Consider the following 14,196-nt stretch of genomic DNA (forward strand, 5'->3'; position numbering starts at 1 on the left):
GCTGCCCGAGCTGCCGCACACGCGCGAGAGCCGCTTTGTCGAGCAGTACGGGCTGCCGGAGTATGACGCCGCGGTGCTCACCGCCGCGCGCGAGGTGGCCGACTATTACGAGGAAACCCTGCGCCTGGCCAAGGAGGCCGACCCCAAGAAAGTGAGCAACTGGGTGATGGGCGAGGTGCTGGCCGTGCTGAGCAGCCAGGATATCGAAATCTCCGCCCTCAAGGTAACGCCTTCGCACCTGGCCGGGCTGTTCGACCTGATGGCCGCGGGCACGATCAGCGGCAAGATAGCCAAGAGCGTGTTCGAGGAGATGGTGGCCACGGGTGCGCAGGCCGGCGAGGTGGTCAAGGCCAAGGGCCTGGTGCAGATCACCGACAGCGGCGAGCTTCAGGCCGTGGTGGACCGCGTGGTGGCCTCCAACCCGGAGCAGGTGGAGCAGTTCAGAAGCGGCAAGGACAAGGTGTTCGGCTATTTCGTGGGCGCGGTGATGAAAGAGACCCGCGGCAAGGCCAACCCGCAACTGGTCAATGATATGCTGCGCAAGGCGCTGCAGTGACGAAGCTCCCGATGACACTGCGCGCGGTAACGCACTGACATGTTGCAGAAATAATGCAGGGGAGAGTTTAAACTCTCCCCTACTTTTTTGTACCCGGTCTCGCTGAGGTCAGTGGCCCGGTCAGACTGCCCGCGGCCTGCGGCCAGGCCAGCCGCAGGGTTTCATCTGCCGTGAACCGCACCTGCGGCAGAGGATCATCGAGAAGGCCCCGCAGTGTCTGCACCAATCTTCGCGGAGCGTGGGCTTGCGGGTCACGGCGCAGAAGTTCTCCCGCGCACCAGACCGCAGCCAGGCGTACCTGGGCCACGCGACTGGTCATCAGGCGGGTCAGTCTTGCCCAGGACTTTCCAGGTTGCCCAAACCGCGCCAGGCAGCGCAGGGCGGCAATTTGCATAGAGGTGTCGCCGGATTTGAGCAAAGGCCATAAGTATTTATCATCCCCGGCGCGGCCCAGTTCCTCTAATACGGGCAGCAGAGGCAGAGCCTCGCGGATGGCCGCGTTACTTCTCAGTCTGAGCAGCAGCGCCGCGCGCGCAGTGACTCCCTGACGCACCAGGGCGCGGCGCAGGATTTCGTAATATGTGGCCCAGGGGGTGCCGAGGCGGCCGATGAGCGAATCCGGCGGATATGCGGAGATGTGCGCCACCAGGCTGTCGCAGCGTTCCGGCCGGCCGTAGAGCACCGGCTCGGCGGCGGCGCTGTCCAGGAGATTATCCAGTGTCACCGCACGGGAGACAGTCCAGAGGCAGAGTACCAGGCAGAGCCCGAAACGAAGGCTATTTTTTATTCGCATCCGCCGCCCCCTCCAGGTCCACGCGCGCGCCCCAGGTCCCGCTGCGCACGGTTGTGCTGTCCGACGGGGCGCTGTCCAGGCTGTCCAGTCCCGCACAGTCGATCAGAAAGCCCAGGCCGGCCAGTTCCCGCCAGCGGTTGCCCGCGCCTCCGCTCAGCTTGGGGCCGGAGGTGTAGCTGTCATTGCCGTTCAGCTCCAGCAGCAGGCCGACCCCGCCCGTGCCGCCCGCCCCGCGCGCCATCCAGCCGCCGCCGTACGAGTCGTTACCTCCCGACTCGACCAGGATTCCCAGGGCGCGGTCCTCGCCCGCACCCTGCCCCACGCCGCGCGCAAGGCTGTAGTTGTCATCGCCCGCAGCCTCCAGGATACAACCCGCGGCAAAGTGCAACCCCACGCCCTGGGCGTAGCGCCCGGCCGTGTAACTGTCCCGGCCCGCCGCATCCACCAGCAGCCCCACACCACCCCAATAGCCCGCGCCCTGGGCGAAACAGTCGGCCCGGCAGCGGTCATCCCCGGCGCGGTCGTAGAGGCAGGCGACTCCGCCGCCGGCAAAAGGCCGCAGGCCCAGGGAGGCTCCCTGAGCCTGGCTGCGCGTGGCCCCCGGATCGCGCCAGTCGGGGACTCGCCCCCCGGCGGCGCGGAAATCATTCCCCTCCAGATCGGCCAGCAGCGCGGTCCCACCGCCCAGCAGCGCCCCCTGGCCGAGGATGCCCACGTTCATGCTGTCATCCCCCGTTGCATCCAGCATAAGGCTCAACCCGAACAGGGCCGCCCCCTGGGAGGCGCAGCCCGCGCGATAGGTGTCATCGCCGCCCCGCTCGACCAGGACCGCGGCCCCGCAGGCGGCGAACCCCAGGCCGCAGCTGTCGCAGTCCCAAGAATCGTCCCCGCCGCAGTCCTCCAGCCAGAGCGCGCTTAAGCACGCCGCTCCGCCGAATCCGTGGCCTGCGCACCAGAAGTCATCTCCCTCCCGGTCCAGAACCAGCCCGGCCGCGCCGGGTTGCATCGGCTCCAGTATCAGGCTGTCCGCACCCCCGAAATCGACCAGCAGCAGCGGGGCGCCGTGGTAATTGTCCGCCCCCTCCCCCAGTAGCACAACCTGTCCCAGGGGAGTGTCCAGGCTCAGCTTTCCCCGCCCGCGCCAGGCGGAAAGCGGCACAGCGCGCCAGAGCGCGGCCGCCGAGTCCAGGCAGGCCAGGGCCGCGGCCAGTGCCCCCAGGTCGGCCCTCCGGGCCAGGCGGGTCATGCGCTCAGCCGGGAAATGCGGCCACTGGTCCGCCTCCAGCGGGAAAGAGTGGACCAGGCTGTCCAACTCGTGCACCTCGGCGGCGGAGAGGCTGTCCAAGGCCAGGTCCACGCAGCAGCGGGCGCTCCAGAGCAGGCCGAGCGACCGCCCCGCCCCGACTCCGGGCAGAAGCCGGTCCAGACTGTCCGCCGCGGAAATCAATTCTTCCGGGGGTGTCGAGACAGCCGCCGCCTGGGGGGTGATCCCGGATTCCCGGCACATCCAGGCCAGGAAATCCATCGCCCCACGGCAGCTGTCCAGCTCCGCGGCCGCCCGCAGGATATTCCCCAGGCCGCGCGCGAGGTCCTGACGCGGAACACCGTCAATCCGGGTGGAACCCAAGCTGATTTCTGTTGAAGGATTGAGGGATGGATATATCTCGTTCGGGGTCAGGCCCAACCTCGCCAGGCCCCGGGCCAGGCCGCGGGCTGCTCCCTCAGCTCCGGCTGCGTTGCGGAAAAATCCGCCCAGCAGCATAACCAGCAGGATCGCATGCAAGAGAAGCTTATTTCGCGTGGAGTGTCCCGAGGATTTTTTTGGACTGTTCGACAAGGAACGCATCCCTTTCGCTCGGGTGGGAGGTGATCGTCTCCAGGGTTGCCCTGGCGCGGGCGGTGTCCCCGGCGCCCAGGGCCACACGGGCCTCATAGAACAGCACCTGGGGATAGGTTTCGATGGAATAGTCGCCGTCCAGCTTGACCTTGACTGTATCGATCACGGCCAGACAGGAATCGCTCAGGCCGCGCCGCTGGAATTCCTGGGCCAGCTCCATCAGAGGGTCGATCGCTCCCACCTGGTGAAACAGGATGGATGCCTTCTGCAGACCGGCCGCATCACCCTTTTTCAACCCGAGGAGTCCCTCCAGGATCAGGATAGTGTTCGGAACCGTCCCGGAATAGGCCCGCTTGTACTGATCGAGCAAAGCCCCGGCCCGCTCGTAATTGCCGTTCACATAGTAGAGTTTCAGCAGGTGCTCGTACGTTTCGGGAAAATTCGGGTTGACTGCCAGGGTGCGTTCGTACCAGATGCGCGCGCTGGTGGTGTCGCGGTCAAGCTGGCTGAGCCAGCCCTGGGTGAACAGGATTTCATAGTGGCCGGGAAGAAGCTCGGCCGCCTTTGCGTTGTGCTGGATACTGTAGCCCAAGTTGGAGGCATGCTGCTTGAGTGCGTCGAAATAAAGGCTCTCTCCCCGCAGGTAGCGCCAGGGGGCGCCCAGCCCCAGCCCGACCAGCACCACGCAGGCCAGGGCCACAGTCAGGCGCACCGGGCGGCCTGCGTGGGGCAGCGGCACGGTCACCTCGCCTTTGCCCTCCGGCAACGCGCAGGCTGCCAGGCACAGTCCGGCGACACTCCAGATGAATGTGCCGCTGGTTACGGTCTGGAACGGGAACGTGAGCAGGGCGTTAAGCAGGCAGCCCGCCAGGCCGCAGAAAGCGCCCAGCAGAAGGTAGAACAGCGGCCCGCCCTGGAGCCGTCCCAGGCAGCGCCAAACGCTCCAGCCGAACATGGCCCAGAACGCCAGGAACAGGAGCAGCCCCGGCAGTCCCAGCTCTATCGCCGCCTGCAGGAACTCGTTGTGTGCCTGCCACGGCAGCAGGGCCCAGCGCTTGATCGGCGGCTCGGTCAGAAGGTGGAAAGCCTCCCAGTGCTGGGCGGTCTTGTAGCGGGGGAACTGGATCCCGAACTGGCCGATCCCGGCCCCCAGCAGCGGGCGGTCGGAGACCATCCGCAGGCCGGCCTGCAGGAACACCACCCGCGAGTAGACATCGATGTTGTGCGGGTCGGACAGGCTGGCGAAGCGGGTCTTCCAGTGCACGACACGCAGGGCTGCCTCGACGCGCGCCCGCTCCTGGAAATGTTGCCCCGTGGCGGTGAAACGGGTGAAGCCAACCAGCGCCGCCAGGGCCAGCACTATTGCCAGGACCAGGGCTTTCCAGCGACGGCCCAGCAGCGACAGAATCCGTCCGCGGTGGAACAGCAGCAGCGCCGCAGCCAGAAGGCCCAGCGCCAGGGCCATGCCCAGCAGGCTCGATCTGTTCTGCGAGCGGAAAAAACAGACCGCCTCGACCAGGAATGTCAGGCTGAACAGGACGGCCAGAAGCCTCGAACTCAGCCGTCCGGCACGCCAGGCGGCCAGCTCGGACAGCGCCGCACCCAGGCTGAGCGGGGCGGTCAGCACCAGGATATGCATCAGGAAATTGGGATTGCCCTGGTTGGAGGTCATCTCGCGGTACAGGTCGACAACGTAGTTCTCGCTGTACTGGATGAAAAAATGCGGGTAGACTGCGAGGCGCAGCGGCTTGGACCAGTCGAGCACCAGGCCCCACAGGGCGATCAGCCCGCCGGCGAAGATGATGAAATACAGCGGCGGCCGGATGTCCCGCCCGCGGTACAGCGCCCAGGCCAGCAGGCCGTAGCTCACCAATGCTCCCACCTGCAGAAGGCGCTCCAGCGCCAACGGACGGTCGCCGGCCCAGAGGACCGAGACAGCGGCCAGGACAAAAAGCGCCAGCAGCGGAAGAGCCGCGCTGGGCAGCCGCAACCGGAGCCGGTCCCGGCTCAGCAGGGACAGGGCCCCCAGCCCAAGGGCCAGGCTGGCTGCGGCCTGGGCCGCCGCCAGCTTAGGGGTCTCGAAGCCGTCGTAAAATCGCTCCGGGGCAAACAGCGTGGCCCCCGCAAGCAGCCCGGCCAGGAAAGTCCAGCGCGCCAGGGTCTCGAAACGGCCGGACCATGACCAGCCGGTGGATTCCAGGCCTGTGGCTTCTTCCGGCTGACGGCCGGCTTTATGGCGTGACATAGGTGGCGATCTCCCTCCGACTGCAGCTCTGGACTGTGTAACGGTAGTTAAATATACACACCGGCCCGGATCAGTCCAGATATTCATCCGGCGGCCGAAGCGGACAACTGTCTTGCGGCAATCCACCCGAAGGGTCAATATTAATGAGAGAACGATTCACCGAGAACGGGAGAGGGAGACCGACATGAAATGCCTGCGCGGAGATGATAAACACCTGAGCGGCAGGGCCGTGCTGCTGCTGGACCTGAAAGAACCGAAGCGCTACGGCGAGGACCAGCCCGAGATGGGCCTTCTGGCCGTGTTCTGCGCGGTCAGCGAGATGGACATGCTCGAGCTGATCGTGCACGTGATGCACATGCCGCGCGAGCACTCGCGCCTGATCTCGCGGTTCTACACCAAATATTTTCAGGAGCTGGAAAACATCAAGCGCTCGTTCCCCCAGCGCATCGCCCGGATAATCGACGAGGTGGTGGAGCAGGAGCAGGACGAGGTGCCGGGAGTGACCCTCGATGCGTTCCGCGAGATGTTCCGCCGCAACGCCGAGGTCCTGCCCGAATCCGGCCGGCCCGAGCAGAGCGAGGCCGCCGGCGGCCTGCCCCAGCCGGAGTTCTATTCCACCCTGATCCCCATGCCGGGCAAGGATTTCATCCTGCCGCTGATCGAGAGTAACGACGGGTTCGAGTTCGACGTGTTCGACCTGGACCGCACCGAGAGCGCCGAGGTGGGCCACCTGATCCTGGAGGCCCAGAGCCGCCTGTACGTGGCCGATTACATGATCCAGAAAGATCAGCAGATCGATTTCCCGCCGGAGCAGGAGAAATATGTTTCACCCTACAAAAAATACCGCGAGATGCCCAAGGAGGAGTTCAAGCGCCAGTTGGCCGAGCTGAGCAGCCAGCTGATGTTCCTGATCGAGACCAAGGCCGACACCAGCCGGGTGTTCGCCGACCTGAAGCAGATGACCAGCGGCAGCTACCTGTTGCGCGAGGTGGTGAGCCTTTACAACGTGAGCACCATCGAGGACCCCAACCGTTTCAAGATGATGGAGCTGTATTTCCGGAAGATTTTCGCCCTGGTGGATGAGGATTACCTGGGGGCCAAGGCGATCAGCGACGAGATAGAAAAGCTGAACGGGTGAGGGGTGTTCATCTTTTTAGGAATTGTTACTTAGTTGTAGTTTGTATTTTATACACACAACCCTTTAAACCGACTTTTCAAAAAGGGACTTGATTGAGCACCAGCAAGAATTTTCTCAATCAGAGTTTTGCTACACGATTCTTTTTTAATTAAATACGTTTGTGCAAGTGCATCCTGTACGGATTTAATTAGAGGATCATTTGCTTCCCGAAAGTTAACAACGGAAGCTTGGGTAATAAACGGGTGATCACCAGGCATTAGAATACAAGATTCGTCACGTTTATCTCTAAATGTAGTAACATTTACCCATAATAATCGATCCGAGTCACAATGAAGAACAATCCACAGGTGAGGAGTTTTTCCGTTGATGCGCAATGGACCGAAAAATGTATCTCCCCGCGCAAACATTAATATTTACCCAAAACATCATTTAATGCTTCAACCGATTCAATTTCCTCCCTTATCGATTCAATCTCTTCTTTTCTTTTACCTACGGCGGATAAAATGTCCTCTTCTCTGATAGGCTCACAAGAAGAACCGGGGTCTTTCCATTCAGGAATATTATCGTGGCAATATTGAATCATTTCTCCAAGTGTGTATCTGGCAAATTGAAATGACAATTTGTCAATAAGATTAATTTCAAACTCGCTCAATTCATCCGTGCCGGGATTCTTTGTAATAAATAAGTCGTATTTGCGCTTTATAATATGCGCATTCCAGACTGATTGAATCTCTTCCTGTAAAACTTGGTTTTTAATTAACTCGTATACGTTACTTAAAATAGGACCCTTTGGCAAAGAATAAAACCTGTCTCCAGAAATTGGCCTTTCAATGGTTTTCAAGGAATCCCTGTCGGCCAGATACATTAATTTGAGTAATTTAGTATAATTGAGCCCCCCCCCGTTATTCTGAATAAATCTACAAGCCATTTGCAAAGTTTTCTCAAAATCAAATCTAGATCGAATCATTTTAAACCTCCGCGATTACAGTAGAGTAGTTGCTTTTCACTTACTCCCTCAATCGCCTCCTCGACACCAATAAAGCCTTACATTATGTCTATAGATCAGGTTTTAACGCCTTCAAACATATAGATACTCGAAATTCATATCAGAATCAACATTTATTCTGTTTAATTATTTTTCGGCTGTATTAGCCCCAAGCTGAAGCTGAACTTTTCCCTTATAAGCCGTCTCTTCTGTGAATGTACAGATCGGTGCTATTTTTTTCTGCGAGAGTCTTACCGTATTTTATCGCCTCTGCCTGCTTATCGAACACCTTGGTGGCCTTGACAGACCCCGTTTTCCTGACACTCCAGCCACCGTTGCGATGTGGAGAGACATGCTGGCTATCTTGTTTCATGCTAACCTCCGAATATCTTCTTCCTCTGTGTCCAGCACCAGAACGACCCATTAATATTATAACGCGGTCTTTGAAGGTTCAACAATAATGTAAGACCTCACGAAATACTTACCGAATCTCTTGCTGGTTGTTCCCCACCCTCTTCTCTATCTCCTGTGCAATCCTGTCGCGTGTACTCATAAGAAGCGCCGGGTCGCTGCTGAACACCCGTGTCCCAGCCACCAGCTCCGCAGGCACCACGGCCTCTCCGCCCAGGCTCTTGAGCAGGGCCAGGTACTCGTAATCCTCGAATCCGTCGCGCAAGCACTCCAGCCGGACCGAGGACAGCGGGCCACCGTCCTTGTCCGGATACAGCAGATACCCGTCGCCATTGTAGTCCAGGAATGTGTTGGCCTTCCAGCCGCCGCGCAGGCCCGGCGAGCCGGTGTTGCCGTTCCAGTGGTTCGGGCACCAGTACTCGAACCCGCCCACCCCCTCTTTCCAGAGGATCCAGCCGATGATGCGCCGGTCTATGGAGGGGTATTCGAGGTAGTTGTTCGGGTGCTCGACCGGCCAGCAGCAGATCGCCATCCAGGCCTCATCCCCGGCCGCCACGCGAGCCTCAACCCCGGTGGAGTCGTACTGCTGCACGTAGACATCCCAGGTGTCGGCGAAACCGGCCATGGCGCGCACGCCCTCCGGGATGTTGAGGCACTGGATCACCTTGAGCCGCGGGTCCACGGACTTCACCAGCTCGTAGTTACGGCGGGCCAGGGGCCAGTGCTTGCGGTCCACCTCGTCGTAGTTGTACACGTAGGCCACCCCGCTGTCCAGCCAGCCGCGCGGCCCGAAACGTTTCACATATGAGGCCAGCCGCGCGCGCAGCGAGTCGAGGTAGCCGGGGGTGTACTCATCCCGGCCCGTGTCCTTGAGCGAGCGGATGTTCTCCAGGATGAAACAGTTCATGCCGCGGTCCATGCAATACTGCAGGGTCTCGTCGCTCAGGTCCAGGCGGCCGCCGGGCCCCAGGCGGTGCCGCAGCAGGATGTCATAGTAGGCGAGCCAGCGCTCGCGCTCGGCTTTCAGGTTTTCCACATCCCGCGCCCGGTCCACCTCGAACGCCGAGCTGCCATCCGTTGGCTCGACCCAGGTGAGGGTCTTGAGGCTGTGTTTCCCGGGCAGGGAGAACCCCCACACGCGGACCGTGAGCGGAAGTGCCGCCCGTCCGCCGCCCGCGCAGGTGACCTCCAGGCTGCCGTGGTACTCACCCTTGGGCGTGCCCGCGGGCACGTGCACCGTGACCCAGACCGGCTGCACCTGGCCCGAGTCCACCGGGAAAGTTTCCATATTCAGAAGAGGATCGGGCCACCAGCCCAGGGAACTGGGGTACTGCTTGCTTATGACCGTGGTCTCGATATAGCCCACCGGGTTGAGCGTGATCTCGGCAGCCGGGATCTCGCCCGCGGGGCCTTTCAACGCCGAGGCCGTGCAGCGCACCGAATCCAGGGAGCGGCGCAGGCCGTGCAGCACGAGCTGGAACGACTCGTACTCGCCGCCCGCGGCGGAGATCGCGGCGCTGTCGGCGGCCAGCGTGCTGTCCAGGGGAGAGTCGAACGGAACCCGGACCAGGCTGGAGATTGCGCTCAGACGGAACGGCGGCGCCGTGGCGGCGCAACCCAGGACAACCAGCAAGACAAGCGGCAAGGCGAAATAAAATGAGTTTTTCATTATTCGCTTCCCAAGAGTGTTAGGAGCAAATGTAAGGGCGGACCCATGCGTCCGCCCGGGCGCACACGCGGGTGCGCCCCTACACGAACAAAAATCTACTGGGCTTTCAGGCCTTTTCCGGTGACGGTCTTAAAACAGAAGCGGCACCCTCAGTTTTGCTTTCGAGAATGCCGCTTCGATATATACCACTGTCAGTGGCCGCTTATCAAGCTTTGGCTGTCCCGTTCTTGTAGAACGGTATCTTGGCCACTGTCACCTTCGCCTCGCGCTTGCCGCGCAGGCTGAGCATAAGCTCCGAGCCCGGCTCGGCCAGGACCGCGGGCAGATAGGCCGTGCCCACGCCGTAACCCAGCGACGGCGCCGGGCCGCCCGAAAGCACCGTGGCCACGGTCCGGCCCTCGTGCAGCAACTCGTAGCCCTGGCGCGGGATGTCTTTCTCCGAGGCGGTGAACCCGCGCAGACGGACTTTCAGCCCCTCCTTTTTCTGCCGCAGAAGCGCCTCGCGGCCGCAGAAAGAGGGCTTGTCCAAGTCGACCGCCCAACCCAGGCCGGCCTCCAGCGGGGTGTGGTCCGTACCCAGCTCGTGGCCGTACAGCGGGTAACCCACCTCCAGGCGCAGCGTGTCGCGCGCGCCCAGTCCGCAGGGCACGGCACCGGCCTTGACCAGCTCGCGCCAGAGAGTCACCGCGGCGCCGGATGGCACGTAGACCTCGTAGCCCAGCTCGCCGGTGTAGCCGGTGCGGCTCACGATCAGCTCCAGGCCCTTCCAGACCACTCGGCGCATCCAATAATAGGCCAGGCCCTGGAGGTTCACGTTTACCACCCGCTCCAGCATCCCGCGCGACTGCGGACCCTGCAGGGCGATCAGAGCAAACTTGTCGGAATCGTCGTACAGCTCGGCCCCGGCCCGGGCGGCTGCCTGCGCGATCCGGGCGAAATCGGCCTCGCGGTTGGCGGCGTTGACCACGATCAGCCAGTGGTCCGGCTGACGGCCGACCAGAAGGTCTTCCAGCACGCCGCCCTGCTCGTTCAGCATCAGGGTGTAGAGCCAGTGGCCCTCGGTCAGTGCGCTGGCCCGGCCGGTGAACAGCCCGTCCAGGGCCTCGGCCGCCCGCGCGCCCTCCATCCGGTAGCGTCCCATGTGGGAAACATCGAAAATGCCAGCCGCGGACCGCACGGCGCGGTGTTCCTCCAGGATGCCGGAGAAGCTGACCGCCATCTCCCAGCCGGCGAACGGCACCAGACGGCCCCCGGCCTGACGCTGGGCCTCGAACAATGGTGTACGTTTCAATTCACTCATTTTCCAGCCTCCCGTACCAGACGCTCGGCCAGGGCCGGGTCCATCAGACTGAGGATCACGGCTTTCTGGGCGTGCAGACGGTTCTCGGCCTGATCGAACACCCGGCTGTGCGGACCGTCGATCACCTCATCCGTGATCTCCTCCCCGCGGTGCGCGGGCAGGCAGTGCAGCACATAATGTTCCTTCGCGGCCAGGGACAGGAGCTGCGCGTTGACCTGGAAGCTCCGGAAAGCCTGCTCGCGGTTCTGTTTCTCGGCCTCCTGGCCCATGCTGGTCCAGACATCCGTGTAGATGAAATCGGCCCCGCGTACAGCCTCGGCCGGATCGTGGCAGACTGTCAACCGTCCTCCCGAGGCGGCGCAGAGAGTGCGCGCCCGCGCGACAAAACACTCCCTCGGGGCATAGCCCGGCGGGTTGGCCACGGCCAGGTCCAGACCAAGGGCGCCGCAGATCAAGAGCAGCGAGTTGCAGACATTGTTCCCATCGCCGATGAAAGCCAGCCGCACGTGCGGAAAACGCGGGCCTGCCAGCTCGCACACGGTCTGAATGTCGGCCACGGCCTGGCAGGGGTGCTCCATGTCGCAGAGGCCGTTGATCAGCGGCAGGCGCATGTTGGCGGCTAACTCGCGCACGGTGGCGTTCTTGTAGACCCGGGCGACCACGATATCGACCCAGCGCTCCAGGTTGCGCGCCAGATCGGGCACGCTCTCGCGCCCTCCCAGGCGCACTCCGGGGGGCTGGCCCTCCAAGGCATGCCCGCCCAGTTCGACCATCGCCAGCTCGAACGTGACCCGCGTGCGCAGGCTGGGCTTCTCGAAGATCATGGCCATGCTGCGGCCGGCCAGGGGACGGATGTCGCGCGCACTCTTACGTACGGACTTGAGCCAGCCGGCCAGGAGGATAAGGTCGTGCAACTGCGTTGGAGTGAAATCGTCAATGGAAACAAAGTCTTTTTTCATCACTCTTCCCGTCTGTCTCAGGGTGACGGCAAAGGCCCGCAGGGAAGTGGCGGGCTTACAGTATGTACTTGCGAAGGTCCTCGTCCTGGACCAGCTTTTCCAGGCGCTGGCGGACCGTGTCGCGACTGATCGAAACGTAGCGCTCGGGCTTGTCCGGCAGGTCGAACAGCAGTTGCTCCATCAGCGAGAACATCACCGTGTGCAACCGCCGCGCCCCGATGTTCTCCAGGCGCTGGTTCAGCAGGAACGCCATCCGGGCGATCTCGCGGATCGCATCCTGCGAATAGGTCACCTCGGCGCCCTCGGTGCGCAGCAGCTCCTGGTATTGCTTGATCAACGCGTTCTTAGGCTCGGTGAGGATGCGGACAAAGTCCTCCTCGGTCAGCGACTCCAGCTCCACCCGGATCGGGAACCGTCCCTGCAGCTCAGGGATCATGTCGCTGGGCTTGGACTGGTGGAACGCCCCGGCGGCGATGAACAGAATGTGATCGGTGCGCACCAGACCGTACTTGGTCGGCACGTTGGAGCCCTCGACAATGGGCAGAAGGTCGCGCTGGACGCCCTCGCGCGAGACATCCGGACCGGTCTTGGAGGGCGGCCCGGCGATCTTGTCGATCTCGTCCAGGAACACGATCCCGGTCTCCTCGACCCGGTCGATGGCCTCGTTGATCATGTCCTCCACGTCGATCAGCTTCTGCATCTCCTCCTGGGTCAGGATGCGCCGGGCCTCGGCCACGCTGACCTCGCGCTTTTTCTTGCGCCTGGGCAACATGTCCTCGAGCATCTCGGCAAAATTGACATCCATGTCCTCCAGGCTCATGTTGTTCATAAACTCCATCAGGGGCGCCCCCCGTCCGCTCACCTCGATCTCCACCTTGCGCTCCTCCAAGAGGCCCTCTCGCAACTGCTGGCGCAGTTTCTCGCGGCTGCGCTCGCGGCGTTTCTCGGCCTCGGCCTGCTGCTCGGGGGAGTCGGTCTCAGCGGCCGGGGCGACAGCGGCCTCATCCAGTGGCTCGACCAGGGCCTCCACGCTGCGGCTTTCCTCGCCGGACGGTTGCCCGGCAGCAGCCGGCTGGGACACCTGGCGCCGGGGAAGCGGCGGCAGAAGGAGGTTGAGGATGCGCTCCTCGGCCTGCTCGCGGGCCTGCTCCTCGACATCGTCCTCCCGCTCGCCCCGCACCATCGAGACAGCCAGCTCCACCAGCTCGCGGATGATGGACTCCACGTCCCGGCCCACGTAGCCCACCTCGGTGAACTTGCTCGCCTCCACCTTGATGAAGGGGGCGCCGGCCAGACGGGCCAGGCGGCGGGCGACCTCGGTCTTGCCCACCCCGGTGGGGCCGATCATGATTATGTTATTGGGCATGATCTCTTCGCGCATCTCATCCGAGACGTTCTGACGCCGCCAGCGGTTGCGCATCGAAATCGCCACACTCTTTTTGGCTTTTTCCTGGCCCACGATATAACGGTCGAGCTCCTCCACGATCTGCCGCGGTGTGAACACGTTGGACAGGTCGATCAGGTCGCTCTCGGGGCCGCTTTCGGATTCGCCCCCGGTTTCGCTTGCCGTCTCCGGCCCGGCTTCGCCGGAGTCTTTCGTTTCATCGCTGCACATGTAAATTCAGCCCTGCTTCCGTGTTCAGAGTTCGATCAGAGTGATCTGATGATTGGTGTAGATACAGATGTCCGCGGCGATCTCCAGCGAGCGCCGCACCACCTCGCCCGCGGGCAGCGCGGAGTGCAGGATCAGGGCTCGTGCTGCGGACAGGGCGTAGGAGCCGCCCGAGCCGATCGCCAGCACCCCGTCATCCGGTTCGATCACGTCCCCGTTGCCGCTGATCAGGTAGCTGTGCTCCAGGTCAGCCACGGCGAGCTGGGCCTCCAGGCGGCGCAGATAACGGTCGGTGCGCCACTCCTTGGCCAGCTCGACCGAGGCGCGCGGCAGGTTGGAGGGAAAATCCTTGAGCTTGGCCTCGAATTTCTCGAACAGGGTGAGGGCATCCGCCACCGCGCCGGCGAACCCGGCCAGCACGCGGCCCTCCTGGATGGTGCGCACTTTCTTGGCCCCGGCCTTGATCACCGTGTCCCCGGCCGTGATCTGGCCGTCCCCGCCCATGGCCACCTTGCCGTCACGCCGCACCGAGAGGATCGTGGTGCCGTGAGTCGAATTATTTCCGCTGTCGATCATTTCACCGTCCGTAAAAGCCGTTTGAAATACTTGGGAAAAAATTAAGATACAACTTTTCAGGCTTATTTTCAATATACTTCCGAGTGTAACGCTGTCAGAAAATTATCTTCTCCGC

At 62.5% G+C, this 14,196-nt stretch carries 12 protein-coding genes; 2 read left to right on the forward strand and 10 right to left on the reverse strand.

Features of this window, described 5'->3' with window-relative positions; genetic code table 11:
- Positions 1–556 (forward strand): Asp-tRNA(Asn)/Glu-tRNA(Gln) amidotransferase GatCAB subunit B (locus LLH00_08960; GenBank protein MCE5271401.1); only part of this gene is annotated, 556 nt, incomplete at its 5' end.
- A 79-nt stretch (positions 557–635) separates the two neighbouring features.
- On the opposite strand, the gene LLH00_08965 is transcribed toward LLH00_08960, so the two are convergent.
- Genes LLH00_08965 through LLH00_08975 form a run of 3 tightly spaced genes read right to left on the reverse strand, consistent with a single transcriptional unit; the run spans position 636 to position 5,431 of the window.
- On the reverse strand, positions 636–1,349 hold the full coding sequence (locus LLH00_08965) for a HEAT repeat domain-containing protein (GenBank protein ID MCE5271402.1): 714 nt from the start codon (positions 1,347–1,349) through the stop codon (positions 636–638).
- Positions 1,333–3,132: a hypothetical protein gene (locus LLH00_08970; GenBank protein ID MCE5271403.1), complete on the reverse strand. Its 1,800-nt coding sequence runs from the start codon at positions 3,130–3,132 to the stop codon at positions 1,333–1,335. Before LLH00_08970 ends, LLH00_08965 begins: the two co-directional genes overlap by 17 nt.
- Positions 3,133–3,139: 7 nt before the next feature.
- Positions 3,140–5,431, reverse strand: coding sequence for an O-antigen ligase family protein (locus LLH00_08975; protein MCE5271404.1), 2,292 nt, complete (start codon positions 5,429–5,431; stop codon positions 3,140–3,142).
- A gap of 184 nt (positions 5,432–5,615) precedes the next feature.
- Here LLH00_08975 and LLH00_08980 point away from each other — a divergent pair, with 184 nt between their 5' ends.
- On the forward strand, positions 5,616–6,569 hold the full coding sequence (locus LLH00_08980) for a hypothetical protein (GenBank protein MCE5271405.1): 954 nt from the start codon (positions 5,616–5,618) through the stop codon (positions 6,567–6,569).
- A gap of 406 nt (positions 6,570–6,975) precedes the next feature.
- On the opposite strand, the gene LLH00_08985 is transcribed toward LLH00_08980, so the two are convergent.
- The 7 genes from LLH00_08985 to hslV all read right to left on the reverse strand — a co-directional run bounded on the left by LLH00_08985 (position 6,976) and on the right by hslV (position 14,081).
- A complete protein-coding gene (locus LLH00_08985) occupies positions 6,976–7,536 on the reverse strand; it encodes a SocA family protein (protein ID MCE5271406.1) in 561 nt (186 codons plus the stop codon).
- Positions 7,537–7,747: 211 nt separating this feature from the next.
- A complete protein-coding gene (locus tag LLH00_08990; protein ID MCE5271407.1) occupies positions 7,748–7,927 on the reverse strand; it encodes a DUF2188 domain-containing protein in 180 nt (59 codons plus the stop codon).
- A gap of 108 nt (positions 7,928–8,035) precedes the next feature.
- Positions 8,036–9,634 (reverse strand): DUF4091 domain-containing protein, encoded by a 1,599-nt coding sequence (locus tag LLH00_08995; protein ID MCE5271408.1) that lies wholly within the window; start codon positions 9,632–9,634, stop codon positions 8,036–8,038.
- A 205-nt stretch (positions 9,635–9,839) separates the two neighbouring features.
- The gene (gene gcvT, locus LLH00_09000; GenBank protein MCE5271409.1) at positions 9,840–10,934 is read right to left on the reverse strand and encodes a glycine cleavage system aminomethyltransferase GcvT; all 1,095 of its coding nucleotides are present in this window, start codon (positions 10,932–10,934) and stop codon (positions 9,840–9,842) included.
- A complete protein-coding gene (gene argF, locus LLH00_09005; protein MCE5271410.1) occupies positions 10,931–11,893 on the reverse strand; it encodes an ornithine carbamoyltransferase in 963 nt (320 codons plus the stop codon). The genes gcvT and argF overlap by 4 nt, the downstream gene beginning before the upstream one ends.
- Positions 11,894–11,948: 55 nt before the next feature.
- On the reverse strand, positions 11,949–13,406 hold the full coding sequence (gene hslU, locus LLH00_09010) for an ATP-dependent protease ATPase subunit HslU (protein ID MCE5271411.1): 1,458 nt from the start codon (positions 13,404–13,406) through the stop codon (positions 11,949–11,951).
- Between the two features lie 126 nt (positions 13,407–13,532).
- Positions 13,533–14,081: an ATP-dependent protease subunit HslV gene (gene hslV / locus LLH00_09015; protein ID MCE5271412.1), complete on the reverse strand. Its 549-nt coding sequence runs from the start codon at positions 14,079–14,081 to the stop codon at positions 13,533–13,535.
- Positions 14,082–14,196: the final 115 nt, after the last annotated feature.

This window comes from bacterium (genome assembly GCA_021372515.1).
In the GTDB taxonomy this organism is placed as follows: domain Bacteria; phylum Gemmatimonadota; class Glassbacteria; order GWA2-58-10; family GWA2-58-10; genus JAJFUG01.

Coding starts and splice junctions, on each gene's coding strand:
- LLH00_08965 (MCE5271402.1), bottom strand. CDS start 1,349: ATGCGAATAAAAAATAGCCTTCGTTTCGGGCTCTGCCTGGTACTCTGC.
- LLH00_08975 (MCE5271404.1), bottom strand. CDS start 5,431: ATGTCACGCCATAAAGCCGGCCGTCAGCCGGAAGAAGCCACAGGCCTG.
- LLH00_08980 (MCE5271405.1), top strand. CDS start 5,616: ATGAAATGCCTGCGCGGAGATGATAAACACCTGAGCGGCAGGGCCGTG.
- LLH00_08985 (MCE5271406.1), bottom strand. CDS start 7,536: ATGATTCGATCTAGATTTGATTTTGAGAAAACTTTGCAAATGGCTTGT.
- LLH00_08990 (MCE5271407.1), bottom strand. CDS start 7,927: ATGAAACAAGATAGCCAGCATGTCTCTCCACATCGCAACGGTGGCTGG.
- LLH00_08995 (MCE5271408.1), bottom strand. CDS start 9,634: ATGAAAAACTCATTTTATTTCGCCTTGCCGCTTGTCTTGCTGGTTGTC.
- gcvT (MCE5271409.1), bottom strand. CDS start 10,934: ATGAGTGAATTGAAACGTACACCATTGTTCGAGGCCCAGCGTCAGGCC.
- argF (MCE5271410.1), bottom strand. CDS start 11,893: ATGAAAAAAGACTTTGTTTCCATTGACGATTTCACTCCAACGCAGTTG.
- hslV (MCE5271412.1), bottom strand. CDS start 14,081: ATGATCGACAGCGGAAATAATTCGACTCACGGCACCACGATCCTCTCG.